This is a genomic window from Lentzea albida (assembly GCF_900111005.1).
GTDB classification, from domain to species: Bacteria; Actinomycetota; Actinomycetes; order Mycobacteriales; family Pseudonocardiaceae; genus Lentzea; species Lentzea albida.
Map to the genome: position 1 here is coordinate 24,156 of NZ_FOFV01000013.1, position 23,674 is coordinate 47,829.

24 protein-coding genes are annotated in these 23,674 nt (G+C 70.0%); 13 read left to right on the top strand and 11 right to left on the bottom strand.

From position 1 onward, the window contains the following. Positions 1-21: 21 nt before the first annotated feature. The 7 genes from BMY74_RS28450 (at position 22) to BMY74_RS28480 (ending at position 8,552) form a co-directional block, all read left to right on the top strand. Positions 22-1,014, top strand: a complete 993-nt coding sequence (locus tag BMY74_RS28450; RefSeq protein WP_245786415.1) for a class I mannose-6-phosphate isomerase — start codon at positions 22-24, stop codon at positions 1,012-1,014. 2 nt (positions 1,015-1,016) lie between these two features. Next, positions 1,017-1,784 (top strand): ATP-binding cassette domain-containing protein, encoded by a 768-nt coding sequence (locus tag BMY74_RS28455; RefSeq protein WP_089921536.1) that lies wholly within the window; start codon positions 1,017-1,019, stop codon positions 1,782-1,784. Positions 1,785-1,804: 20 nt separating this feature from the next. After that, on the top strand, positions 1,805-2,818 hold the full coding sequence (locus BMY74_RS28460; RefSeq protein ID WP_425434865.1) for an ABC transporter permease: 1,014 nt from the start codon (positions 1,805-1,807) through the stop codon (positions 2,816-2,818). Positions 2,819-2,832: 14 nt separating this feature from the next. Next, entirely contained in the window at positions 2,833-3,807 is a 975-nt protein-coding gene (locus BMY74_RS28465) for an ABC transporter substrate-binding protein (RefSeq protein WP_089921538.1), read from the top strand. 181 nt (positions 3,808-3,988) lie between these two features. Continuing rightward, positions 3,989-5,515, top strand: coding sequence for an alpha/beta hydrolase (locus BMY74_RS28470; protein WP_089921539.1), 1,527 nt, complete (start codon positions 3,989-3,991; stop codon positions 5,513-5,515). A gap of 11 nt (positions 5,516-5,526) precedes the next feature. Next, a complete protein-coding gene (locus BMY74_RS28475; protein WP_089921540.1) occupies positions 5,527-7,041 on the top strand; it encodes an alpha/beta hydrolase in 1,515 nt (504 codons plus the stop codon). After that, entirely contained in the window at positions 7,038-8,552 is a 1,515-nt protein-coding gene (locus tag BMY74_RS28480; RefSeq protein ID WP_089921541.1) for an alpha/beta hydrolase, read from the top strand. Before BMY74_RS28475 ends, BMY74_RS28480 begins: the two co-directional genes overlap by 4 nt. 4 nt (positions 8,553-8,556) lie before the next feature. On the opposite strand, the gene BMY74_RS28485 is transcribed toward BMY74_RS28480, so the two are convergent. From BMY74_RS28485 to BMY74_RS28505, 5 genes are all read right to left on the bottom strand, one after another. Further along, positions 8,557-9,210: a response regulator gene (locus BMY74_RS28485; protein WP_089921542.1), complete on the bottom strand. Its 654-nt coding sequence runs from the start codon at positions 9,208-9,210 to the stop codon at positions 8,557-8,559. Continuing rightward, positions 9,201-10,700 carry a sensor histidine kinase gene (locus BMY74_RS28490; RefSeq protein WP_177229965.1) on the bottom strand — a complete coding sequence of 500 codons (1,500 nt, stop codon included), beginning with the start codon at positions 10,698-10,700 and terminating at the stop codon, positions 9,201-9,203. Before BMY74_RS28490 ends, BMY74_RS28485 begins: the two co-directional genes overlap by 10 nt. A 265-nt stretch (positions 10,701-10,965) precedes the next feature. Further along, entirely contained in the window at positions 10,966-11,574 is a 609-nt protein-coding gene (locus tag BMY74_RS28495) for a hypothetical protein (RefSeq protein WP_089921544.1), read from the bottom strand. Further along, positions 11,571-12,521: a methylmalonyl Co-A mutase-associated GTPase MeaB gene (gene meaB / locus BMY74_RS28500; RefSeq protein WP_089921545.1), complete on the bottom strand. Its 951-nt coding sequence runs from the start codon at positions 12,519-12,521 to the stop codon at positions 11,571-11,573. Before meaB ends, BMY74_RS28495 begins: the two co-directional genes overlap by 4 nt. A gap of 9 nt (positions 12,522-12,530) precedes the next feature. After that, positions 12,531-13,721, bottom strand: a complete 1,191-nt coding sequence (locus BMY74_RS28505) for an acetyl-CoA C-acetyltransferase (RefSeq protein WP_089921546.1) — start codon at positions 13,719-13,721, stop codon at positions 12,531-12,533. Positions 13,722-13,846: 125 nt separating this feature from the next. Here BMY74_RS28505 and mce point away from each other — a divergent pair, with 125 nt between their 5' ends. Continuing rightward, the gene (mce, locus tag BMY74_RS28510; RefSeq protein ID WP_089921547.1) at positions 13,847-14,296 is read left to right on the top strand and encodes a methylmalonyl-CoA epimerase; all 450 of its coding nucleotides are present in this window, start codon (positions 13,847-13,849) and stop codon (positions 14,294-14,296) included. Here the strand turns inward: mce and BMY74_RS28515 are convergent. After that, a complete protein-coding gene (locus BMY74_RS28515; RefSeq protein ID WP_089921548.1) occupies positions 14,256-14,825 on the bottom strand; it encodes a TetR/AcrR family transcriptional regulator in 570 nt (189 codons plus the stop codon). The two genes, mce and BMY74_RS28515, sit on opposite strands and share 41 nt — an antisense overlap. 62 nt (positions 14,826-14,887) lie before the next feature. After that, positions 14,888-15,247, bottom strand: coding sequence for an SPW repeat protein (locus BMY74_RS28520; protein WP_089921752.1), 360 nt, complete (start codon positions 15,245-15,247; stop codon positions 14,888-14,890). A 164-nt stretch (positions 15,248-15,411) separates the two neighbouring features. Here BMY74_RS28520 and ccrA point away from each other — a divergent pair, with 164 nt between their 5' ends. Both ccrA and BMY74_RS28530 read left to right on the top strand, forming a co-directional pair. Beyond that, positions 15,412-16,725, top strand: a complete 1,314-nt coding sequence (gene ccrA, locus BMY74_RS28525) for a crotonyl-CoA carboxylase/reductase (RefSeq protein ID WP_089921549.1) — start codon at positions 15,412-15,414, stop codon at positions 16,723-16,725. A 36-nt stretch (positions 16,726-16,761) separates the two neighbouring features. Continuing rightward, a complete protein-coding gene (locus BMY74_RS28530) occupies positions 16,762-18,168 on the top strand; it encodes a coiled-coil domain-containing protein (protein ID WP_089921550.1) in 1,407 nt (468 codons plus the stop codon). A 105-nt stretch (positions 18,169-18,273) separates the two neighbouring features. Here BMY74_RS28530 and BMY74_RS28535 read toward each other — a convergent pair whose 3' ends face one another. Further along, on the bottom strand, positions 18,274-18,801 hold the full coding sequence (locus BMY74_RS28535) for a histidine phosphatase family protein (protein ID WP_177229966.1): 528 nt from the start codon (positions 18,799-18,801) through the stop codon (positions 18,274-18,276). A gap of 22 nt (positions 18,802-18,823) precedes the next feature. On the opposite strand from BMY74_RS28535, the gene BMY74_RS28540 reads away from it, so the two are divergent. Both BMY74_RS28540 and BMY74_RS28545 read left to right on the top strand, forming a co-directional pair. After that, entirely contained in the window at positions 18,824-19,366 is a 543-nt protein-coding gene (locus BMY74_RS28540; RefSeq protein ID WP_089921551.1) for a GNAT family N-acetyltransferase, read from the top strand. After that, entirely contained in the window at positions 19,366-20,058 is a 693-nt protein-coding gene (locus tag BMY74_RS28545) for an alpha/beta fold hydrolase (RefSeq protein ID WP_089921754.1), read from the top strand. The genes BMY74_RS28540 and BMY74_RS28545 overlap by 1 nt, the downstream gene beginning before the upstream one ends. Here BMY74_RS28545 and BMY74_RS28550 read toward each other — a convergent pair. Beyond that, positions 20,055-20,348 (bottom strand): hypothetical protein, encoded by a 294-nt coding sequence (locus BMY74_RS28550; protein ID WP_089921755.1) that lies wholly within the window; start codon positions 20,346-20,348, stop codon positions 20,055-20,057. The genes BMY74_RS28545 and BMY74_RS28550 overlap by 4 nt on opposite strands. A 33-nt stretch (positions 20,349-20,381) precedes the next feature. Here BMY74_RS28550 and BMY74_RS28555 point away from each other — a divergent pair, with 33 nt between their 5' ends. Next, positions 20,382-20,588, top strand: a complete 207-nt coding sequence (locus tag BMY74_RS28555) for an FmdB family zinc ribbon protein (RefSeq protein WP_089921552.1) — start codon at positions 20,382-20,384, stop codon at positions 20,586-20,588. 6 nt (positions 20,589-20,594) lie between these two features. Here the strand turns inward: BMY74_RS28555 and BMY74_RS28560 are convergent, their stop codons facing one another. Continuing rightward, the gene (locus BMY74_RS28560; protein ID WP_177229967.1) at positions 20,595-21,200 is read right to left on the bottom strand and encodes a DUF3558 family protein; all 606 of its coding nucleotides are present in this window, start codon (positions 21,198-21,200) and stop codon (positions 20,595-20,597) included. A 44-nt stretch (positions 21,201-21,244) separates the two neighbouring features. Continuing rightward, positions 21,245-23,020 carry a 3-hydroxyacyl-CoA dehydrogenase family protein gene (locus BMY74_RS28565; protein ID WP_089921554.1) on the bottom strand — a complete coding sequence of 592 codons (1,776 nt, stop codon included), beginning with the start codon at positions 23,018-23,020 and terminating at the stop codon, positions 21,245-21,247. Between the last annotated feature and the right edge of the window lie 654 nt (positions 23,021-23,674).

Below are 23,674 nucleotides of genomic sequence, written 5' to 3' on the forward strand. Positions count from 1 at the left end.
GTTCTCCACCAGCCTGTCAGCTTGCCCGCCAACCAGCCGAAGCAGTTCTACCGCGGCGGGGAGGCGATCGCCGCGCTGCGCGGCGGGACGAGCGGCGACTTCGGTCCCGAGGACTGGGTCGCGTCGACCACGACGCTCTTCGGGCGCAGCGACGCCGGGTTGACAACGTTGCCGAACGGCGTGCTCCTGCGCGACGCGGTGCAGGCGGACCCGACGGGATGGCTCGGCGCGGACCACGCGGCCAAGTTCGGCGGCGACACGGCGCTGCTGGTGAAGCTGCTCGACGCGGGCCAGCGCCTGCCCGTGCACTGCCACCCGTCCAACGCGTTCGCGTCCTCGCACCTGAACTGCCGCCACGGCAAGACGGAGGCGTGGATCGTCGTCGGCACGACGGGACCGAAGCCGACCGTCTACATCGGATTCCGCGACGACGTGCCCGCCGACACGGTCTCCGACTGGGTCGCCACGCAGGACACGAAGGCGATGCTCGACGCGCTCAACCCCGTCTGCGTCCGGCCCGGCGACACGGTGTTCGTGCCCGCCGGCGTCCCGCACGCGATCGGCGAGGGCGTGTTCATCGTCGAACTGCAGCAGCCCACCGACTTCTCGGTGACGCTGGAGTGGGAGGGCTTCCTCGCCAACGACGACATCGGTCACCTCGGTCTCGGCTACGACGTGGCGCTCGGCTGCGTCGACCGGCAGGGCTGGGGCGGCAGGCTCGACCAGCTCGTCCGCCAGACGTCCGAGAAGTGGGCGCCGTCGGTCGACCTCCTCGGCCCCGACGCGAACCCGTTCTTCCAGGCCGACCGCCTGCACGTGGAGGGTTCCTTCGCGCTGGAGCCGTCGTTCGCCGTGCTGGTGGTGCTGGAGGGGTCCGGCAAGCTCGGCGAGCTGGAGGTGCACAAGGGCAGCACCCTCGTCGTGCCGCACGCGGCGGGCGAGCTGGGGCTGACCGGTGACCTGGTGGCGATCCGCTGCCGCCCACCCATCCTGTCCACAGTGGAGGATGCATAGAGATGAGCCGGCCGCTGCTGGAGGCTCGTGATCTCACGAAGAACTACGGCACCGTGGAAGCCCTCCGCGGTGCCTCGTTCACCGCCTACCCCGGCGAGGTCGTGTCGCTGATCGGCGACAACGGCGCGGGCAAGTCCACCCTGGTGAAATGCCTCTCCGGGGTGGAGCAGCCCACCAGCGGCACGCTCACGTTCGACGGCGAGCCGCTGCACCTGAGCTCCCCCAACGACGCCCGCGACCGCGGCATCGAGACGGTGTTCCAGGACCTGGCGGTCGCGCCGGACCTCGACCCGGCCGCGAACATGTTCCTGGGCAGGGAGATCCTCAAACCCGGCGTGCTCGGCTTCTTCGGCGTGCTCGACAAGAAGGCCATGCGCAGGCAGGCGTCCGAGCACTTCACCCGGTTCGGCGCGACGTTGCAGAGCATCGACGTGCCGATCGCCGCGCTGTCCGGTGGTCAGCGGCAGTCCGTCGCGGTCGCGCGGTCCGTGGCGTGGGCGTCGAAGCTCGTGTTCATGGACGAGCCGACGGCCGCACTCGGTGTGGTGCAACGGGAACGCGTGCTGGACGTGATCAAGCGCGTCCGCGACGAGGGCATCGCCGTCGTGCTGATCTCCCACAACATGCCCGAGGTCCTGTCGGTCTCCGACCGCGTCGAGGTGCTGCGCCTCGGCCGTCGCGTGGCCCGCTTCAAGGCCTCGGACACCAGCGTCGAAGAGCTCGTCGGCGCGATGACCGGCGCGCTCACCCAGGAGGACGCCGACCAATGACCACCGATGAGAAGACAACGATGTCATCTCTGCCGGACGAGCGGCGCACGCCGTTGATCAGGCGGCTGACCGGCGCGAACACGCTGTGGATCGGCCTGGTGCTGCTGGTGCTGGTCGCCGCGTTCGGCGCGATCCGCCCGGACGCGGTCTTCCAGGTGACCACGCTGCAGTTCCTGCTCGCGGAGACCGCCGTGCTGCTGGTGCTGTCGGTCGGCATGACGTTCGTGATCATCACGTCCGGCATCGACCTGTCCGTCGGCTCGGTGCTGGTGTTCGCGAGCGTCTCGTCCGCGCTGGCGATGAACGTGGTGTCCGGCGGTGACGCGACGAACGCGGGCTGGGGTGTCATCGGGTTCGGCCTGCTGGTCGCGCTCGTCAGCGGCGCGGTCTGGGGCCTGCTCAACGGCCTGCTGATCTCGCGGGCGAAGATCCCGCCGCTGATCGTGACGCTCGGCTCGTTCGGCGCGGCGCAGGGCGCGGCCCTGTTGCTCAACAACGGTTCCAACGTGTCGGGCATCCCGGACAGGCTCAACCGCACCTTCGGCTCCGGCACGTACTTCGGCATCCCGAACATCGTGATCGTGGCCGCCGTCGTCACGGCGCTCGGCGCACTCCTGTTGTCCACCACGCGTTTCGGCCGCTACACGTACGCGGTCGGGTCGAACGAGGAAGCGGCCCGGCGCGTCGGCATCTCGGTGCGGGGCCACCTCACGAAGGTGTACCTGCTCGCGGGCACGCTGGCCGGTCTCGCGGGGTTCATGGGCAACGCGTTCTTCCGCGTCGCGGTCGTCACCGGCCACGAGACGGACAACCTGAACGCGATCGCCGCCGTCGTCCTGGGCGGGACGAGCATCTTCGGCGGCACGGGCTCGGTGGTGGGCACGGTGTTCGGCGTGTTCATCCCGGCGGTGCTGGAGAAGGGCCTCGTGATCATCGGGGTGAGGGAGTTCTGGCAGCCGATCGCGGTGGCGATCGTGCTGGTGGCCGCCGTGTGGCTGGACCAGACGCGGCGGCGGGCGCGCAACCAACGTTAGGGAAAGGTGGACCAATGAAGATCCGCTCCGCAGTGGTCGTCTCCGCCGCCTTCCTGCTCGCCGCGTGTGGCGGGGGTGGGCAGATCGGTGACTCGAACTCTCAGAACTCGGCCGCGAACAAGAAGCTGGTGCTGATCCCCGGCATCACGGCCGAGCCGTTCTACATCTCGATGCAGTGCGGTTTCGAGCAGGCGGCGAAGGCCGCGGGCTACGAGTTCGACACGCAGGCCCCGGCGAAGTTCGACGCGGCCCAGCAGACCCCGATCGTCACCGGCATCCTGGCGTCCAAGCCCGCCGCGGTGCTCATCGCGCCGACCGACGACAAGGCCATGGCGGGCCCGATGAAGTCGCTCAAGGACGCGGGCATCAAGGTCGTCGAGGTCGACACCAAGCTCCAGGACACCTCGATCGGCGTCTCGTCCATCTCCTCCAACAACGAGCAGGGCGGCAAGCTCGCCGCCGAGACGCTGAACAAGCTCGCCGCCGGTAAGTCCGGCTCGGTGCTGGTGCTCAACACCAAGGCCGGCACGTCCACGACCGACGCGCGCGCCAAGGGCTTCGAGGACGCCATCAAGGCCTTCCCGAACCTCAAGTACATCGGCCAGCAGTACACCGACAACGAGCCCGCCACCGCGGCCTCGAAGGTCACCGCGACCCTGGCCGCGAACCCGGACCTGATCGGGGTGTTCGCGACGAACCTCAACACGGGTGAGGGCGCGGCGACCGGTCTGCGCAACGCGGGCAAGACCGGCGCGGTGAACCTGGTCGGCTTCGACGCCTCGCCGAAGCAGGTGGAGGACCTGAAGGCGGGCACCGTGCAGGCCCTGATCGCGCAGGACCCGGCCACGATCGGCAAGCAGGGCGTCGAGCAGGCCCTGGCCGCGATCGAGGGCAAGGAGAACAAGCGCAACATCGAGACGGACCTCGTCGCCATCACCAAGGACGACGCGGCGGCCAACGAGAAGTACTTCTACAAGCAGTCCTGCTGATCCGACCGGTCGACACCGGGGCCGTCCCCACCGGGGGCGGCCCTGGTGCGTTCCATGACGTACGTCATCAGGGTTTGCCCGCAACGGCGTAAGACGAGAGTCGTACCCGTTTGCCTCCTTAAGGCCGATGCTGCCACCCCCTGGAAAGCGATGAGCTGGGTGGACATTGGAGGGGGCTCGGATGTCACGAAGGAAAATCGCGGCGGCGCTCGCCGTCGTCACGGCGTCATCGCTGCTCATCGCACCGCAGGCGCTCGCGGAACCGGTCCAGCGGATCGAATGGCAGAAGTGCTTCGACACTCCGCCGCCGGGATTCCCCGCGGGTTCGGAACGGCTGGAGTGCGGCAGCTTCACGGCGCCGATGGACTGGAACAACCCGCGCAACGGCAAGACGATCACCATCGCCGTCAGCCGGCTCACGCCGAAGAACGGCACGGCGAAGTCCACGGTCTTCACCAACCCCGGCGGTCCGGGAGGCCCCGGCCGCACGATGCCGCTGCTCTACCTGGAGCGACCCAGGCTCAGCGAGAACGCCGAGATCATCGGCATCGACGTGCGCGGCACGGGCGCGAGCAGCAACGTCACCTGCGGCAGCTTCAACACCGACGGCCAGGTCGATCCGCGCGATCGCAGCAAGGCGAACCTCGACCTGCTCTACGGCGGCATGGAGCTGCTCGCGAAGTTCTGCCAGACCAAGTCCGGCGAGTTCGGCCGGTACGTCTCCACCGACCAGACGGTGAAGGACCTGGACCTGCTGCGCCAGGTGCTCGGCAAGAAGAAGGTCAGCTGGCTCGGCTACTCCGGCGGCAGCTGGATGGGCGCGTACTACGCCACCTACTTCCCCAAGACCCTCGACAGGATCGTGCTCGACTCGAACGTCGACTGGACCCTGCCGTGGCAGCCGATCTTCGACGACTGGGGCATGGCCTTCGAACGCCGGTTCCGCGTCGACTTCCTGCCGTGGGTGGCGAAGTACGACGACGTCTACCACCTCGGCAAGACCGGCGAGGAGGTGCGCCGGTCCTACGAACGCACCCGCGCCGCGCTGAACGAGCAGCCCGTCACGCGACCGGAAGGCGTGTACAACGGCGTGACGCTCGACCTGTTGCTGCGGGGCACGCTCTACAGCAAGGACAGCTTCGCCAGTGGCGCTCAGACGTTCGCGGAACTGGCCGGTGCGGTGCCCGCGCGGATGAACGCGCTGGCCAGCTACCCGGACGCCCAGCTGGGCACCGCGTACTCGATCCTCTGCAACGACACGCCGTTCCACGGCGACCGGAAGTACCTGGAGCGCGACGGCGCGCGGGACGGCGCCAAGTGGCCGCTCGTCGGCTACACGCAGATCGCCGGCCCGTGCGCCTTCTGGGACCGGCCGAACATCAAGCTCAAGCAGCCCACCGGGACCGGTGTCGCACCGACGCTGATGGTGCAGTCGGTGCGCGACCCGGCGACGCCGCTCGAGCAGGCGCAACGGGCGCACCGGAACTTCAAGGGTTCCGTGCTGCTCACCGTCGAGGGCGAGGGTGACCACGGCATCTACGGGTTCGGCAACGCGTGCGTCGACGACGTCGTCGAGCGCTACCTGGTCGACGGCGTCACGCCGGCCAAGGACCTCACGTGCCCCGGCGTTCCGCTGCCCGCACCCGGACAGAGCTCCGGCACCTCGCTCGCCACGGCACAGCAGTTCGCCACCCAGCTCGGTTGGTAAGGGGGAAACACATGCACCGCAGGAAGATCGCGGCGGCTTTGGCCGTCGTCACGGGGACTTCACTGCTGATCGCACCACAGGCGCACGCGAGCGGTTTCGCCGCGCAGCAGATCGCCTGGCAGAAGTGCACCGACGAGCCCGGCTTCGAGCGACTCCAGTGCGGCAGCTTCACGGCGCCGATGGACTGGAACAACCCGCGCAACGGCAAGACCGTCACCATCGCGGTCAGCCGCACCGTCCCGTTGAACGGCAAGGCGAAGACCGCGGTCTTCACCAACCCGGGCGGACCCGGTGGCGAGGGCAGGACGTTGCCGCTGGTCTATCTGAACCGGCCGAAGCTCAGTGAGAACGCGGAGATCTACGGCATCGACGTGCGCGGCACGGGGGCGAGCAGCAACGTCACCTGCGGCGGGTTCGACACGCTGGGCTCGACGGACCCGCGCGACCGCAGCAGGGCCAACCTCGACCTGCTCTACGGCGGCATGGAGCTGCAGGCGAAGTTCTGCCAGACCAAGTCCGGTGAGCTCGGCAGGTTCATCACCACCGAGCAGACCGTGAAGGACCTGGACCTGCTGCGCCAGGTGCTGGGGCGCAAGAAGGTCGACTGGCTCGGGTACTCCGGGGGCAGCTGGATGGGCGCCTACTACGCCACCTACTTCCCGAAGACGCTCGACAAGATCGTGCTCGACTCCAACACCGAGTTCACCGCGCCGTGGCAGACGGTGTTCGGCGACTTCGGCCTGGGCTTCGAGCGGCGGTTCCGCGTCGACTTCGCGCCGTGGGTGGCCAAGCACGACAACGTCTTCCACCTCGGCAAGACCGGCGAGGAGGTGCGGCAGACCTACGAGCGGACGCGTGCGAAGCTCGCCCAGCAGCCCGTCACGCTGCCCGACGGCACGTACTACCCGGTCACGCTGGACCTGGTGCTCGTCCAGGGCCAGTACAGCAAGTACGCGTTCGACGGCGCCGCGCGCAAGCTCGCCGAACTGGCGGGCACGGTGCCGGCGCCGATCACCGCGCAGGCGAGCTACCCGGACGCGGCGGTCTCCACCCGCCACTCCATCCTGTGCAACGACACGGAGTTCCGCGGCGACCGCAGGTTCCTCGAGCGCGACGCGGCGCGGGACGGCGCCAAGTGGCCGTTGCTCGGCTACTACCAGGTCATGGGGCCCTGCGCGTTCTGGGACCGGCCGGACGTGAACCTCAGGCAGCCCACCGGGATCGGGGTCGCGCCGACGTTGATGGTGCAGTCCGAGCGGGACGCGCCGACCCCGATCGAGGGCGCGCGCCGGGCCCACGCCGGGTTCGCCGGATCGCGGATGCTGACCGTGGAGAACGAGGGTGACCACGGCATCTACGGGTTCGACAACGCCTGCGTCAACGACGTCGTCGAGCGCTACCTCGTCGACCGCGTGACGCCGCCGCGCGACCTGTCCTGCCCCGGAGTCCCGCTGCCCGAACCGGGTCAGCAGCAGGCAGGACCGCTGGAGCAGGCCCGCGACCTCGCCGTCAGGCTCGGCTGGTGAGGCGCCTGGCGGCCCTGACCGCCGCGACCGTCGCCACCTCGCTCCTGGTGGCACCGCAGGCCGTCGCCGGCACCGCGTTCGCGAACCAGGAGGTCCAGTGGCGCCAGTGCACTGACCAACCCGGTTTCGAACGACTGCAGTGCGGCGAGTTCACCGCTCCGATGGACTGGCACAACCCGCGCAACGGCAAGACCGTCACCATCGCCGTCAGCCGCACGGTCCCGTTGAACGGCAAGGCGAAGACCGCGGTCTTCACCAACCCGGGCGGGCCGGGCGGCGCGGGGCGCACGTTGCCGCTGGTCTACCTGAACCGGCCGAAGCTCAGCGAGAACGCCGAGGTCTACGGCATCGACGTGCGGGGCACCGGCGCCAGCGACAACGCCACGTGCGGCGGCTACCAGCACCGGCTCGCCACCGACTGGCGCGACCGCAGCAAGGCGAACCTCGACCTGCTCTACGGCGGCATGGAGTTGCAGGCGAAGTTCTGCCAGGCCAAGTCCGGCGAGTTCGGCCGGTACGTCAATACCGAGCAGACCGTGCGCGACCTCGACCTGTTCCGACAGGTCCTCGGCCGCGAGAAGGTCAGCTGGCTCGGGTACTCGGCGGGCAGCTGGATGGGAGCCCACTACGCCACGTACTTCCCGAAGACGCTCGACAAGATCGTGCTCGACTCCAACACCGAGTTCACCGAGTCGTGGCAGACGGTGTTCGACAACCTGCCGGCGGGGTCGGAACTCCGGTTCCGCGTCGACTTCCTGCCGTGGGTCGCGAAGTACGACAACGTGTTCGGGCTCGGCAAGACCGCGGAGGAGGTGCGCCAGAACTACGAGAAGACGCGCGCACGGCTCGTCGAACAGCCCGTGACGTTGCCGGACGGCACGGTCGTCACGCCGGTCCTGCTGGACGCGTTGATCTTCACCGGCCTGTACAGCAAGGACTCGTTCGAGGGGACCGCGCAGCTGGTCGCCCTGATCGCGGGCACGACACCGATGACCCTGGCCGCCCCGAAGCAGTACCCGGACTCGGTCATGGGCACCCAGATGTCGGTGCTGTGCAACGACACCCCGTTCCGCGGGGACCGGAGGTCGCTGGAGCGCGAGGGCACCAGGAGCGTCCAGCGCTACTCGCTCGTCGGCGGTTATCAGATCACCGGTCCCTGTGCGTGGTGGGACCGGCCGAACCTGAAGCTGAAGCGCCCCAACGGTGCCGGTGTCGCGTCCGCGTTGATGGTGCAGTCGGTGCGCGACCCGGCGACGCCTCTCGCGGGCGCGCAACGGGCACACGCCGGTTTCGCCGGCTCGCGCATGCTGACCGTGCGCGACGAGGGCGACCACGGCATCTACGGGTTCGGCAACGACTGCGTCGGCGACGTGGTGGAGAGCTACCTCGTCGACGGCGTGGTGCCGCCGAGGGACCTGAGCTGTCCGGGCGTGCCGCTGCCGGCACCGGGTGAGAGCACGGGCAACCCGCTCGTGAAGGCGCGGGAGCTCGCGGTTCGAGCCGGTTGGTGATCGATCAGAACGTGCCGGGGTGGGTGCGTCTGCGGCGAGCCGCGTACACACCCGCCTCGGTGCGGCGGTCGAACCCGAGCTTGTGCAGCAGCGACGACACGTAGTTCTTGACGGTCTTCTCGGCGAGGAACAGGCGGTTCGCGATCTGCCGGTTCGTCATGCCCTCGGCGATGAGGTCGAGGATGCGGCGTTCCTGCGGACTCAGTGCGGCGTAACGCGGATCCTCCTCGGGGCCGCCGCGCAGCCGTTGCAGGACGGTCGCCGTGACGCCGGCGTGCAGCAGCGACCCGCCCGCGGCGAGGGTGCGGACGGCGGCGACGAGGTCGTTGCCGGACACCTCCTTCAGCATGTACCCGGAGGCGCCCGCCATGATCGCGCCGAACAGCGCCTCGTCGTCCGAGTAGGACGTGAGCATCAGGCACGCGGGCGGCGGGTCCACCAGGCTCTTGATCTCCCGGCACACCGTGACGCCGTCGCCGTCGGGCAACCGCACGTCGATGATCGCGACGTCGGGCTTGAGCCGCGGTGCCTGCGCGACCGCCGACGTCGCGCTGTCCGCCTGGCCGACGACGTGGATGTCCTCCGCCTGCGCCAGCAACTGGACGAGTCCGCGCCGCACGATCTCGTGGTCGTCCACCAACAGCACTGCTATCGCCATCTCGCCTCCTGCAGGACCAGCGGAACGAACCAGGTGATGCTCACCCCCGCACCGGGGATCGAGTCGACCGCGCAGTCACCGTGGTGACGCCGCGCCCGAGCCGCCATGTTCGCCAGCCCACCCGCGTGGTGGGGCGAGCCGGCCGAATCGTCAGCCAACGGCAAGCCACGGCCGTCGTCCTTGACCATGAGCTCAAGACTCGACACGGTGCGATCGACGCTCACGGCAACAGCGACGTGCTCCGCTCGCGCGTGCCGCACAACGTTCGTGAGCGCTTCTCGCAGCGTCGCGAGCAGGTCGGGCCTGACGTGGTCCGGCACGACCGTGTCCAACGGCCCCTCGAGCGACACGTCCGGCTCGAACCCCAGCAACCGCGCGGACTCGTGCACCGCGTTGAGCAGCTGCGCGCGCAGACTCGTGCCCCCGGAAGGCGGTCCCTGCAGGGAGAAGATGGTGCGGCGGATCTCGCGGATCGTGTGGTCGACCTCCTCCACGAACCCGCTGATCCGCTCGGTGACCTGTGGCTTCGCGATCATGCCCGTCAGCCCCTGCAACCCGAGCCCCAGCCCGAACAGCCGCTGGATGACCAGGTCGTGCAGGTCCCGCGCGATGCGGTCGCGGTCCTCCAGCACCGCCAGCCGTTCGGTGTCTCCCCGCGCCCGCGTGAACTCCAGCACCAGCGCGGCCTGCGCGGCGAACGCCTCGATGAGGTCCGGATCGTCGAAGCTGGGCTCGTTCTCCGGCCGCGCCACGATCAGCACGCCGATGGTCCGCTCCCCCACCGTGAGCGGCACGATGGCGCACGGACCCGGCACCGTCGGCACCGTGCCCTCGTCGTGGCACTCGCCCATGCCCGACTCGAAGACCCGGTACGTCACCGTGCCCTCCTTGGGCACCCGCATGCCTTCGGCGTCGTACCGGCCGCCGTCGGTCACCTCGATGACCAGGTCCCCGTTGTGGTCGGGCAGGACGACGGCGGCGAAGTCCGCACCGGCCGTCCTCCGCGCCGTCTGCGCCACGAGGTAGAGGGCGTCACGACCGTTCGTGCCGAGGAGCAGCCTGGTCGTCACCTCGGCAGCGGCCCGCAGCCACACCTCACGCTTGCGCGTCCGCTCGTACCGGTCCAGGTGCCCGACGGCGCTGCCCGCGGCCGTGGCCAGTGCGGTGAGGATGTCGCGGTCCTGGCTGGTGAACTCGGCCTTGCCGCTGAGGAAGAGGTTGCCGAACGTCTCGTCCTGCACCTTGATCGGAGCGCCCAGGAAGTCGGCGGGCCCGATCGAGCGCGGGTCACCGGACGTGATCTGCACCTGGCCGTCGTGCTGCGCGGTGAACTCGGCCAGCTCCTTGTGGCCGTTGATCACCGCCAACGCTCCGTAGGGGGCGCCGATGAGATCGCAGGCCGACTCGACGACGTGGCGGAGGAGATCGGGGAGGGTGTCGTCTTCGGCGAACGACAGCACAACGTCCAGCACCCGCTGTTCTGTGCTCACGTTGCCGCCCACGGCTTCACCCCTTGGGGGGATAGAAGTGCACCGTACGAACGACTGAGGGTAACTCCCCTGAGTAGTCAAGGGGGAGAGCATCACTGCAAACAGTGAACTTTGGGACTACTGAGAGTAGAGGGATGTCTTGTTCGGAGGGTGGCGGGACCGGTTTGGACGAGCTGGTCCGCGTGGCCTGTTCGCGTGGGCCGGTCTGCGTCGGCGATGTCGAGCCGGGTCATGTGGCTTCACCGTCGACAGCAGGTGTGTCGGCTCAGTGCAGGCCGACGCTGAACCCCTCGTCGATCACCCCGCGGTAGATCTGCGGCGCGAACGTCCGCAGCCCGTGGTCGATCGGCCCGATGAACCCGGCCGAGTCCCCGAGCGGCAGCCGGTACCCGTTCTGCACCCGGTGGAACTCCCACAGGGGCTCCATCGTCGGGTGCGCGGGACGGAACCGCTGCGGATCGCGCGGGTGCAGGTCGACGCGCACCAACGTCCGGCGGACCAGGGCGTCGGCGAGCTGGACCGCGCGTTCCTGGGTTCGGGAGATCGAGATCGCGCCCAGTTCCTGCCAGGGCACCGCCCACGGCATGCCCTGCGGGTCGTCGAGGCGGATGCCGCCCTGCTCGATGACGAGCTTGCGGGGGCGCGAGATCGTCTTCCACTTCACCACCGCCATCACGCCGATGCCGGTGAACGCGATGCCGATGACGGCCGCGATGCTGCCGCCGACCGGTTCGCCGTCCATGAAGGCGGTGACGGCTCCCACCAGGGCGAGGATGCCCAGGGCGCCGGCCACCGTGCCGCCGATCAGGACTTTGCGGGTGTCGCTCTTGCCGAGGTCCAGGACCACGGGCTGAGGCGCTCCCCAAGCAGTCATGACCGCAGGTTACCGCTGATCAACAACTCCGCGGCGGCGAACGGGTCGAGCTCGCCGGAGACCACGCGCTTCGCCAGGTCGTCCACCGGGCCGAAGCGGGTGCGGACCCGTTCCACGGCGATCGCCTCGATCTCGGCGCCCGCGCGGCGCAGGCGGCGTTCGGTGAGTTCGCCGTGGGTGGTCATCCACTCATGGTGCTCGGCGATCGCCTCCACGACGCGGTCGAGGCCCTCCATCCGCGCGGCCACCGTCTTCACGACCGGTGGGCGCCAGGCCGGGCCGGAGCGGTCGCGGCGGCCCAGGGAGATCATGTACTTGAGGTCTCGCGCGGTCTGGTCGGCGCCGTCGCGGTCCGCCTTGTTCACGACGAAGACGTCGGCGATCTCCAGGATGCCCGCCTTGGCGGCCTGGATGCCGTCGCCCATGCCCGGTGCGAGGAGCACGATCGTGGTGTCGGCGAGGGCGACGACCTCGACCTCGGACTGGCCCACGCCGACCGTTTCCACGAGGACCACGTCGAAGCCGGCGGCGTCGAGCACGCGCAACGCCTGCGGGGTCGCCCAGGACAGGCCGCCGAGGTGGCCGCGGGTGGCCATCGAGCGGATGAAGACGCCGGGGTCGGTGGCGTGGTCGCCCATGCGGACGCGGTCGCCCAGCAGTGCGCCGCCGGAGAACGGGCTGGACGGGTCGACGGCGATGACCGCGACGCGCTTGCCCTGCTCGCGGTAGGCGCGCACCAGGGCGTTGGTGGAGGTCGACTTGCCGACGCCGGGCGCGCCGGTCAGGCCGATGACCTGGGCGTTTCCCGTGTGGGGCGCGAGTGCCGCCGCCACCTCGGGCAGCGCGGAGCTCGACTGTTCCACCAGGGAGATCAGCCTGGCGACCGCGCGCGGCTCGCCGTCACGCGCGCGGTCGACCAGTCCTGTTACGTCAACAGCTGTGCCCACAGACGCAGGCTAGGCCTTGGCGGGCACGCGGATGATCAGCGCGTCGCCCTGACCACCACCACCGCACAGCGCCGCGGCACCCACGCCACCGCCGCGCCGCTGCAGCTCGAGAGCGAGGTGCAGGGCGATGCGGGCGCCGGACATGCCGATCGGGTGGCCCAGCGCGATGGCGCCGCCGTTGACGTTGACCTTGTCCTCGGAGATCCCGAGCTGACGGGTGGAGACGATGCCGACCGCCGCGAACGCCTCGTTGATCTCGATGAGGTCCAGGGAGGCGGGGTCGATGCCCTCCTTGGCGCACGCGGCCTTGATGGCGTTGGACGGCTGCTCGTGCAGCGAGGCGTCCGGGCCCGCGACGACGCCGTGGGCGCCGATCTCCGCGATCCACTCAAGGCCCAGTTCCTCGGCCTTCGCCTTGCTCATCACGACCACGGCCGCCGCGCCGTCGGAGATCTGCGACGCCGAGCCCGCGGTGATGGTGCCGTCCGCCGCGAAAGCCGGGCGCAGCTTGCCGAGCGTGTCGACGGTCGTGTCGCCGCGCACGCCCTCGTCGGTGGCGAACTGGATCGGGTCGCCCTTGCGCTGCGGGATGGAGACCGGCGCGATCTCGGCGTCGAAGACACCGTTCTCGGCGGCCTTCGCGGCGAGCTGGTGCGAGCGCGCGGAGAACGCGTCCTGCTCCTCGCGCGTGACGCCGTAGCGCTCGTTGTACTTCTCCGTCGAGACGCCCATCGCGACCTGGTCGAACGCGCAGAACAGACCGTCGTGCGCCATGTGGTCGACCATCGTCACGTCGCCGTACTTGAACCCGCCGCGCGTCTTCGGCAGCAGGTGCGGCGCCTGGGTCATCGACTCCTGGCCACCGGCCACGACGACGTCGAACTCGCCGGCGCGGATCAGCTGGTCGGCCAGCGCGATCGCGTCGATGCCGGACAGGCAGACCTTGTTGATGGTGAGCGCCGGCACGTTCATCGGGATGCCCGCGGCCACCGCGGCCTGGCGGGCGGGGATCTGGCCCGCGCCGGCGGTGAGGACCTGACCCATGATCACGTACTGCACCTGTTCGGGGGCGACGCCCGCGCGTTCCAGTGCCGCCTTGATCGCGACGCCACCCAGCTGGGCGCCCGAGAAGTCCTTGAGCGATCCCAGCAGTCGGCCCATCGGGGTGCGCGCCCCGGCGACGATCACGGAACCGGACACAACTGCCTCCATTGGAAGAGCGAACGGTCGTTAACAAGGAACCATACCGGCGGCTACCGTGCGGTAATCGTGTGAGACCCCGCACAGGAGCACCTGCACCGATCACGTGGATACCCTCACGGACCATGAACGCAGAACTCACTCGATTCGTGACCGCGATCGACCACGTCGGCATCGCGGTGCCTGACCTCGACGTGGCCATCGCGTTCTACCGCGACAACTTCGGCCTCGAGGTGGCCCACGAGGAGGTCAACGAGGAGCAGGGCGTGCGCGAGGCGATGCTGCACGCGCCCGGCGACCACGGCGGCACCGCGATCCAGCTGCTCGCGCCGCTGAACGAGGACTCGACGATCGCCAAGTTCATCGGCCGCTCCGGCCCCGGCCTGCAGCAGCTCGCCTACCGGGTGTCCGATGTGGACGCCGCGGCGGACGCGCTGCGGGCGAAGGGCCTGCGCCTGCTCTACGACGCGGCCAAGCGCGGCACGTCCGACAGCAGGGTGAACTTCGTGCACCCCAAGGACGCGGGAGGCGTGCTCATCGAGCTGGTCGAGCCTGCGGCTGCCCCAGCGCACTAGCCACGAACGCCAGTTCGCGGTCGATCGGGTCGTCCTCGTCGCTGTGCCGCGCCACCGAGTGCCGGTAGCTCACGGCCAGCGCGAGGAGGGCCGCGGCCGCCTCGACGTCCTTGATCGCGACGGCGGCACCGCCCGCGGCCAGGATGACCTGCTTGATCTGCGCGGCCACGTTGTCGTAGCGCGCCCTCACCGCGTCGCGGACGGCCGAATGCGTGTCCGCCTCGCGCCACAACAGGTGCGAGAGCAGCGGTGACGCGTTCAAGCGCGCGTCGAGCGCGGCGACGAGCCTCCTGAGCGACTCCGCGATGTCGCCCGCGACGACGACCCGGCGGTGGTCGACCGTGCTGTCCGGCAGGCGCGCGACCAGGGCGGCGAGCAGGTCCTGCTTGCGGTTGAAGTAGTAGTGCACCAGGCCCTTGGGCACGCCGGCGCGTTCGGCGATCCGCGAGGTCGGGGTGGCGTCGAAGCCTCCGTCGGCGAACAGCTCCTCGGCCGCGGCCAGGATGCGCTCCTTGGCCGAATCCTCCACGCATCGCCTCCACGGGGTGTGTGGGCCCGGGAAGCTCTCGGGCCCACAGTTCTGCCTGCTGATCAGTGCGGTTGAGCCGCGGCCGAGTGCGCCGCGTTCGCGGCGGGCATCGCCAGCGCTCCCGCGGCGATGGTGAGCACACCACCGACCCAGGAGACCCACGAGGCCGCCATCAGGTCGCTGTAGCCCATCACCCACGGAGAGATGAACAGCAGTGCTCCGAGCACCATCTGCACGTACTCCCCGTAGATCATCGCGGGCCGTGCGAGCTCGACGAGCCCGTCGAGCGCGATGAGCGCGCCGAGCACGATCATCGTCCACATGGCCGCGTTCGAGGTGTCCACGACGAGCGGAGACAGCAGCACCAGCACGCCGATAGCCACCTCGGCCCAGTCCTGCCACCTGGTCCACGCCTTGGTCATCTCCACCACCTCCTCCTTCTCGGACACCTCCGATCGTCCTCCTTGGTTGGCCGCCCGGTCAACTCTTCCGAGTGGAATCCCTCACAAGCGGGATTCTGAATCGGTTACTCCTGAGTAACCTCCGGCAACCTGCGACTATCCCTCACTAGGGAAGGAATGCCGCCGTGCAGAAGATCCTTGACGCGATCCTGGCCGACGAGCTGGACGCCATCGGTTCCTTGGACGTTCCGGAGAGCTATCGGGGCGTGACCGTGCACGCGGACGAGGCCGACATGTTCTCAGGCCTTGAGACGAGGGACAAAGACCCGCGCAAGTCGCTGCACGTCGACGAGGTCGCCACGCCGGAGCTCGGTCCGGGTGAGGCGCTGGTCGCCGTGATGGCCTCCGCGATCAACTACAACACCGTGTGGACCTCGATCTTCGAGCCGGTGTCGACGTTCGGGTTCCTGCGGAAGCTGGGCGGCCGCCACGACCTGCCGTACCACGTCGTGGGATCGGACCTGGCCGGCGTCGTCGTGCGCGTCGGGCCCGGCGTGACCGCGTGGAAGCCGGGCGACCGGGTCGTGGCGCACTGCCTGGACGTGCCGCTGGAGGCCCCGGACGGCCACAACGACACGATGCTCGACCCGCAGCAGCGGATCTGGGGCTTCGAGACGAACTTCGGTGGCCTCGCGGACCTCGCGCTGGTGAAGTCGAACCAGCTGATGCCGATGCCCAAGCACCTCACGTGGGAGGAGGCGGCGTCGCCGGGTCTCGTGAACTCCACCGCGTACCGGCAGCTCGTGTCGACCAACGGCGCGAACATGAAGCAGGGCGACACGGTCCTGATCTGGGGCGCGTCCGGCGGCCTCGGTTCGTACGCAACCCAGTTCGCGTTGAACGGCGGCGCCACGCCCATCTGCGTCGTCTCCTCGCCCGAGAAGGCGGAGATCGTCCGTTCCATGGGCGCCGAACTGATCATCGACCGCTCGGCCGAGGGCTACAAGTTCTGGAAGAACGAGCACGAGCAGGACCCGCGCGAGTGGAAGCGGTTCGGCGCGAAGATCCGCGAGCTGACCGGCGGCGAGGACCCGGACATCGTGTTCGAGCACCCCGGCCGCGAGACGTTCGGCGCGTCGGTGTTCGTGGCGCGCAAGGGCGGCAAGATCGTGACGTGCGCCTCGACCTCCGGGTACATGCACCAGTACGACAACCGCTACCTCTGGATGAACCTCAAGCACATCCTGTCGTCCCACTTCGCGAACTACCGCGAGGCGTGGGAGGCGAACCGGTTGATCGCCAAGGGAAAGATCCACCCGACCGTGTCCAAGGTGTACTCAATGGACGAAACGGGCCAGGCGGCGCACGACGTCCACCGCAACGTGCACCAGGGCAAGGTCGGCGTGCTGTGCCTTGCGCCGGAAGAAGGTCTTGGTGTCCTCGATCACGAACTGCGCGCGAAGCACCTCACAGCTATCAATCGATTCCGGGGTGTGTGACCTTCCGGGGTTACCCGAACGGGTAGCGTGAGGGGCATGGGCCTCGCCGACGACCGTGACCTCGTCCCACTGGGATCCGGCTTCGACATCGTCAAGCGCGGTTATGACCGCGCCCAGGTCGAGGATCATCTCGAACGCCTCGACTCGGACCTGCGGCTGCTGGCCGCGGACCGCGATGCCGCCGTGTCCCAGACGTCCGACCTGGCGCGCCAGCTGGAAGCCGCGCGCTCGGAGATGACCGAGCTGCGCAACCAGGTGGAGCGCCTGTCGCTGCCGCCGACGACGCTGGAGGGGCTCTCCGAGCGCCTCCAGCGCATGCTGCGGCTGGCCCAGGACGAGGCGAACGAGATCAAGGCGCGCGCCGAGGCCGAGGGCGGGCACATCCGCGCCAAGGCGGAAGCCGACGCGGGCGTGCTGCGCCAGCGCTACGAGAAGCTGATCGCCGAGCTGGACGAACGCCGCGCCGCGATGGAGGCCGAGCACAAGGGCGTCCTCGAAACGGCGCGCAACGAGGCGGAGAAGATCGTCTCGGAGGCGGAGTCCGCCGCCCGCAAGATCGCCGACGAGTCCGAGCAGCGCCGCATCACCGTCGAAGAGGACTTCGAGATCGCGATGGCGGCCCGCAGGTCCGAGGCCATGGCCACGCTCGCCACCCAGGAGGCCACCTCGAAGGGCGAGGCCGACCGCCGCGTCCGCGAGGCGGCCGAGGAGGCGGCCCGCGTCCGCGCGGCCATCGCCCAGGAGCAGGCCGCCTCGAAGGCCGACGCCGAGCGCCGGATCCGCGAGGCCACCGAAGAGGCGAACCGCCGCCGCCACGACTCGGTCACCGAGGCCACCGCCCGCATCCAGGAGGCGACCGAGGAGTCGAACCGCCGCGTGCGCGAGGCCACCGAGGAGGCCAACCGCCGCACCACCGCCGCCACCCAGCGCGTCGAACAGCTCCGCAACCTGCGCAACCGCCTGTCGCACCAGCTCCACAACGTGCGGACGGCGCTGCAGGAGGTCGTGCCGCTGCTCGACCCTGTGGAGGAGGAGAAGCCGTCGGCTCCCACCCAGGGTGGGCCCGCGCAGGGCGCTCCTGCCCAGGGCGCTCCTGCCCAGGGTGCTCCGGCGCAGGGCGGTCAGGTTCAGGGTGCTCCGGCGCAGGGCGCTTCGGTTCAGCCCCAGCCCGCGCAGCCCCAGCCCGCGCAGGCCAAGGCCGCACCGGCCCAGGCCGCACCGCAGGCACCGGCTCCCCAGGCACCTGCCGCCTCGCCCCAGGCACAACCGCAGGCTCCCGCGGCCACTCCGGCACAGCAACCTGCTCCGGCGCAGCAGGCCGCCCAGGCTCAGGCCAAGCCACAGGCTCCCGCCACCCCGAACAAGCCGGCGCAGCCCCAGGCGGCGCAGCTCGACGGCCCCACGGCCAAGCTCACGCGCCCGCAGCCGGCCAAGAAGTCCTGACGCCGCAGGCTCACGCAGGGGTCCCCCGCCCAGGGGGACCCCTGATTTCAATTATCCCAGCCGGCACCGACAATTCCGCGTCGCCGCAGGTCAGCACCCTGCAGGTCAGCGCGTGACCTCGTAGACGGCCGGCATCGGCATCGCGCGGCACGACTCCCAGTCCGCGCGGTGCCCGGCCGCGATCAGCGCACGCGACAGGAACGTCCCGTGCGACCCCACCAGCACGGTCGCGTCCGGGTACTCCACAGCCATGCGCGCCAACGCTTTCCCGGCTCGCACCGTCAACGCGTCGAGGCTCTCCCCCGCCCCGTGCGCCGAATCGGGACGAGCCCAGCTCCGCGCGTACGACGACTCCCAGTCTGCGCTCGGCAGCAGCCCGGACTCCCACTCCCGCAGCTCGGGCCACGTCGTCACGGCGAGCCCCAGCGCGTCCGCGGCCGGTCGCACGGTCTGCACCGCGCGCAGCTGCGGACTCGACAGCACCGCCGCAGGCTCGTACGCGACGAGCCGCGAGACCAGAGCCTCCGCCTGCTCCAGGCCCAGAGCGCTCAGCGGGCGCCGGTCGTCGTCGGGCACGCCGAGGCGCGGCGGCACGGACTGCGCGTGGCGCACCAATACGATTCGCGTGGTCACCACACCATCTTGGGGGAACAGGATGTTCGCGAAACCGCTCGGCACGGACGCCGAGCTCAGGCCGTTGGAACCGTGGCAGGCCGAGGAGTTCTTCGCGCACATGGAGCGCGGCCGCGAGTTCATCGGGCAGCACATCGGGTTCGCCGACGCGGCGAAAGACCTTGAGAGCGCGCGCAAGCTGTTGCAGGGCTACGCGGACAAAGCGGCAGCCGACGTCGGACGGATCTTCGGCATCTGGCTCGACGACGAGCTCGTCGGCGGGGTGCTGTTCCGCGTGATGGACATCCCGCAGGGGCGCGCCGAGGTCGGGTGCTGGCTCGAACCCGCCGCGACCGGCAGGGGGTTGATCACGCGGGCGGCGAAGGTGCTGATCGACTGGGCGATTCGCGAGCGCGGCGTGCATCGGGTTGAGTGGCTGGTGTCGTCGGCGAACGCGCCCAGCATCGCGGTCGCGCGGCGGCTCGGGATGAGCAGGGACGGGGTGCTGCGCTCGTACTCCCTGCACCGCGGCGTCCGCCAGGACGTCGAGGTGTGGTCGGTGCTGGCGCCGGAGTGGGAGAGCTGATGGACGACCTGGTGCTGCTGCACGCCTTTCCGCTCGACGCGCGGATGTGGGACGTGCCGGGCGCGCTCACGCCGTCGTTGCGCGGCCACGGCGAGCCCGACCTCGACACCGTCGCGGCCCAGGTCCTCGGCGTGCTGGACGAACGGGGGCTGGACAGCGTCGTGCTCGGCGGTTGCTCGATGGGCGGTTACGTCGCGATGGCGCTCCTCAGGCGTGCGCCGGAACGCGTCAAGGGCTTGGTCTTCGTCGACACGAAGCACACCGCGGACGCACCGGAGGCGGTCGAGAACCGGCACGCCATGGCGGACCGCGTCGAACGCGAGGGCGTCGGCGAGTGGCTGGCGGACGCGATGCTGCCGAACCTGCTCGCCCCGGACGCCTCGGACACCGCACGGGCGTTGGTGCGCACCATGATCCTCGACCAGCGCGCCGAGGACGTGGCGTGGTGGCAGCGGGCGATGGCGAAGCGGCCGGACTCGACGGACGTCCTGGAGTCGCTGGACGTCCCGTCGCTGGTGCTCGTGGGCGAGCACGACAAGCTCACGCCACCCGACGTGGCCGCGAAGCTCGCCGTGACGCTGCACCACTCCACCAGCGAGCGCATCGAGAACGCGGGCCACCTGCCGCCCGTCGAGCAGCCGGACGAGTTCCGCGCCCGCCTCGAACGGTGGCGCGTGCAGGTCGGGCTCTAGCGGCGTCGCGCGGTCGGCCCACGCCGGCCGCGCGAGTCCCAGCACGCCTGGTGCCAGTGCCGGCGTTCCTCCACCGAACCGGTCTCCTGCGCGGGCCACGCCACGACGTGCGCGACGCCGGGGCGGATCTCGTGGTCGCAGCCGGGGCAGCGGTAGGTCTTCTGCGCCTGTGCTCCCGAAATGGCGCGGACCAGCCATTCTCCGTCCGGACCCGACTCGGTGCGTGCCCAGCCGACGCCACCGCCGAGTGGTCGGTGGTCTTCCGGCTTGGGGCTGTTACGACGAGGCACGGCCACACGGTAATCCGCTCGTAGAATCGGTCCGTGCCGACCTACGAGTTCCGTTGCCGAACCTGCGACGACACCTTCGACGTGCAGCGACCGATGAGCGAGTCGTCCGCGCCGGCGTCGTGCCCCGAAGGCCATCCCGACACGGTGAAGCTGCTGTCCATGGCCGGGATCGGCGGCACGCAGCAGGCCGCGCCCGGTGGTGGCGGTGGCGGGTGCTGCGGTGGAGGCTGCTGCGGCTAGGTGCCGTCAGGCCGTCTCGCGGTCGACCATCACCTCGGCGACCTTGCGGGCCTGGTCGCAGACGGTGCCGAACTTGCCGCTCGAGTCGATGACGATGATCCCGAGCCCGCCGCCGGCGTAGGGCAGCGCGACGACGCACGACGGTTCGACGTCCGGCTCGTCGGACCGGTCGAGGTACATGACCTTGTGGTCCTTGACGTTCCACTCGCCGGTGGTGCGCTCGATGGTGATCTGCTTGGCCTCGCGGTACCGCAGCGAGACGCCGACCTCCACGTCGTCGACCTTCGTCGTCCAGCGGCACGACTCCTCGAACGTCGAGTCGTAGTTGATCTGCGTGGGCGGCGTCTCGGCCTTGGCACCGGGGTAGGGCAGGTCCGTCCACTTCAGCTTGGCGCACACGGGAGTGATCTCGCCGTCGATCGGCGCCGTGTCCGGCTCGGTGGACTCGCTCGGGTCCGTGCCGGGGTCGGTGCTCGGGTCGGTCGAGCTCTCCTGGTCGAACGGCGAGGTGACGTCGAGCGGTTTCTGCGCGACGGGACTGCCCTCAACGGTCGCCCGCGCACAGCCGGACGCGAGGACGAGGACAGCCAACAGGAGCACCAGTCGACGCATGGCCACCACCATGCCAGACGCGACATGGTGCCCCTGTTAGCGGCTCACGAGTAGTCGCGGAACCCCTTGCCGGTCTTGCGGCCGAGCCGGCCGGCCGTGACCAGGTGCTCCAGCAGCGGCGCCGGCGCGAACCCGGGCTCGCGGAACTCGTTGTAGAGCGTCCGCTGGATCGCCAGCGACACGTCCAGCCCCACGACGTCGAGCAGCGCGAACGGTCCCATCGGCAGACCGCAGCCGACCTTCATGGCGTTGTCGATGTCGTCGGCCTCGGCGTAGTGGGCCTCCAGCATCCGCACCGCGTCGTTCAGGTACGGGAAGAGCAGCGCGTTCACGATGAACCCGGCCACGTCACCGCAGTGCACGGGGTGCTTGCCGAGGTCGAGGCAGATCTTGCGGGCCGTCGCGACCACGTCGGCACCCGTCGCGATGGTCTCGACGACCTCGACGAGCTTCATGACCTGCGCGGGGTTGAAGAAGTGCAGCCCCACGACGTCCGCAGGCCTGCTCGTGGCCGCCGCGACCTCGATGACGGGCAGCGAGGACGTGGTCGTCGCGAGCACGGCGCCGGGCTTGCACACCTCGTCGAGCGCCGCGAAGACCTCCTTCTTGATCCCGATCTCCTCGGCCACCGCCTCCACGACCAGGTCGCAGTCCGCCAGGTCCACGAACTCGACGGCGGGCGAGATGCGGTTCAGCGCCGCGTCGCGGTCGGCCTCCGAGAGCTTGCCCTTGCTGACCGCGCGCTCCAGCGACTTGCGCACCGCGCCGATCGCCTTCTCCGCCTTGTCGAGACCACGAGCGCGCAACACCACGTCGTACCCGCGCTTGGCGAACACCTCGGCGATGCCCGTGGCCATCGTCCCGGTGCCGATGACACCGACCCGCTGGACCTCCCGCGCCTGCACCGCACTGTCCACTTCGGACGGCGTGTGCACGTCGTCGACCACGACAGGCGAATCGGGCCCGTCGTAGGTGTAGAAACCCCGCCCGGACTTCCTGCCGAGCAACCCGGCGGTGATCATCTGCTTGAGCAGCGGCGCCGGCGAATGCAACCGGTTGCGCGACTGGTGGTACATCGTGTCGAGGATCTCGTACGCCGTGTCGAGACCGATGAGGTCAAGCAGCGCCAACGGCCCCATCGGATAGCCACACCCGTACCGCATGGCCGCGTCGAGGTCCTCACGCGTCGCGTACTTGGACTCCAGCATCTTCACCGCATGGTTGAGGTACGGGAAGAGAAGCGCGTTGGCGATGAACCCGGCCCGGTCCCCGATCACCACGGGCGACTTGCCGAGCCGTTCGGCGAACGCGACCACGTCGGTGATCACGTCCGGCTCCGTGACGACCGTCCGCACGACCTCGACCAGCTTGAGGACCTGCGTGGGGTTGAAGAAGTGCAGTCCGACGACCTTGCCGGGCCGCTTCGTGTGCACGCCGATCTCGGTGATCGACAGCGACGACGTGTTGGACGCGATGATCGCGTCGGGCTTCACGATGTCGTCGAGCCGCTGGAAGATCCCAGCCTTGAGCTCGACGCTCTCCGGCACCGCCTCGATGACGAGATCGCAGTCCGCGAGGGTGTGGAGGTCAAGACTCGTGCTGACCCTCGCGTGCAGCGCCGCGCTCTCCTCCGCGGTCAACTTGCCGCGCCGCACGGCCCGCGCGGTCGAGTGCTCGAGGTGCCCGAGGCCGCGCTCGACCCCGGCCGCGTCGACCTCCACCACCTTGACCACGAGCCCGGTGCGCGCGAGTACCTCCACGATGCCCGCGCCCATGGTTCCGAAGCCGACGACTCCGACGGTGCTGATTTCGCGCGCCACTGCAGACCTCCCATGCGGGGTAAAGCGTGGGCTACCAAGGAGTAACTTGCGGGCGACTATGCCACTCCCGGCGCTGGTGGGCGGGGTGAGCTTCGCCATCAGGATCGAAACAGTGATCGGTGCAGGGGGTGGTGGGGCGGGGCGTTTCGGCTGTTGAACCCGTGTGGGGGAACGGTGGGTTCCGCCATCTGAGGGCGGGGACGCGGGTGGCGGCTGTGGGGTGGTGGCGGCTGTGGGGTGGTGGCGGCTGGGGTGGCGACGGCGGGGTGACGACGGCTGGGTCGGCGGGGGCGACGACGGCTGGGTCGGCGGCTGAGCGTCGCCCGCCGGGGGTCCGCCGCCGGGGATCGGCCGCCAGGGTGGCCGCTCGGCTGCGGCGGTGGAGGCGACCGGAGCGAGGAGGCAGCGAACTGACAGGGATGGCGGGCGACTGGCGGCGGGGTGCTGCCCCCGGTGGGTCGTGATGACCGGGCTCTGGTGGCGGCCGTGTGAGAGGTCGCCGAGTGCGCGGTTGCGCCCACGCGCACGGCGGTGGCGAGCGGCAAGCGGCGGCCAGGCGGCGTGGCCCCAGGCCGTCGGGCGTGGCGCGGGCTGGCACCCGTGGCGGCCACGCGGCGCGGGCCAGGCGGTCGGCATGGCGCGGGCTGGCGCCTG

Bases quoted from the DNA above. Each gene is read 5' to 3' on its own strand.
- BMY74_RS28560 (WP_177229967.1), bottom strand. From the start codon at position 21,200: ATGCGTCGACTGGTGCTCCTGTTGGCTGTCCTCGTCCTCGCGTCCGGC.
- BMY74_RS28545 (WP_089921754.1), top strand. From the start codon at position 19,366: ATGGACGACCTGGTGCTGCTGCACGCCTTTCCGCTCGACGCGCGGATG.
- BMY74_RS28530 (WP_089921550.1), top strand. From the start codon at position 16,762: ATGGGCCTCGCCGACGACCGTGACCTCGTCCCACTGGGATCCGGCTTC.
- mce (WP_089921547.1), top strand. From the start codon at position 13,847: ATGAACGCAGAACTCACTCGATTCGTGACCGCGATCGACCACGTCGGC.
- BMY74_RS28475 (WP_089921540.1), top strand. From the start codon at position 5,527: ATGCACCGCAGGAAGATCGCGGCGGCTTTGGCCGTCGTCACGGGGACT.
- BMY74_RS28460 (WP_425434865.1), top strand. From the start codon at position 1,805: ATGTCATCTCTGCCGGACGAGCGGCGCACGCCGTTGATCAGGCGGCTG.
- BMY74_RS28520 (WP_089921752.1), bottom strand. From the start codon at position 15,247: ATGACCAAGGCGTGGACCAGGTGGCAGGACTGGGCCGAGGTGGCTATC.
- BMY74_RS28495 (WP_089921544.1), bottom strand. From the start codon at position 11,574: ATGACTGCTTGGGGAGCGCCTCAGCCCGTGGTCCTGGACCTCGGCAAG.
- BMY74_RS28470 (WP_089921539.1), top strand. From the start codon at position 3,989: ATGTCACGAAGGAAAATCGCGGCGGCGCTCGCCGTCGTCACGGCGTCA.
- BMY74_RS28455 (WP_089921536.1), top strand. From the start codon at position 1,017: ATGAGCCGGCCGCTGCTGGAGGCTCGTGATCTCACGAAGAACTACGGC.
- BMY74_RS28465 (WP_089921538.1), top strand. From the start codon at position 2,833: ATGAAGATCCGCTCCGCAGTGGTCGTCTCCGCCGCCTTCCTGCTCGCC.
- BMY74_RS28540 (WP_089921551.1), top strand. From the start codon at position 18,824: ATGTTCGCGAAACCGCTCGGCACGGACGCCGAGCTCAGGCCGTTGGAA.
- BMY74_RS28485 (WP_089921542.1), bottom strand. From the start codon at position 9,210: ATGGCGATAGCAGTGCTGTTGGTGGACGACCACGAGATCGTGCGGCGC.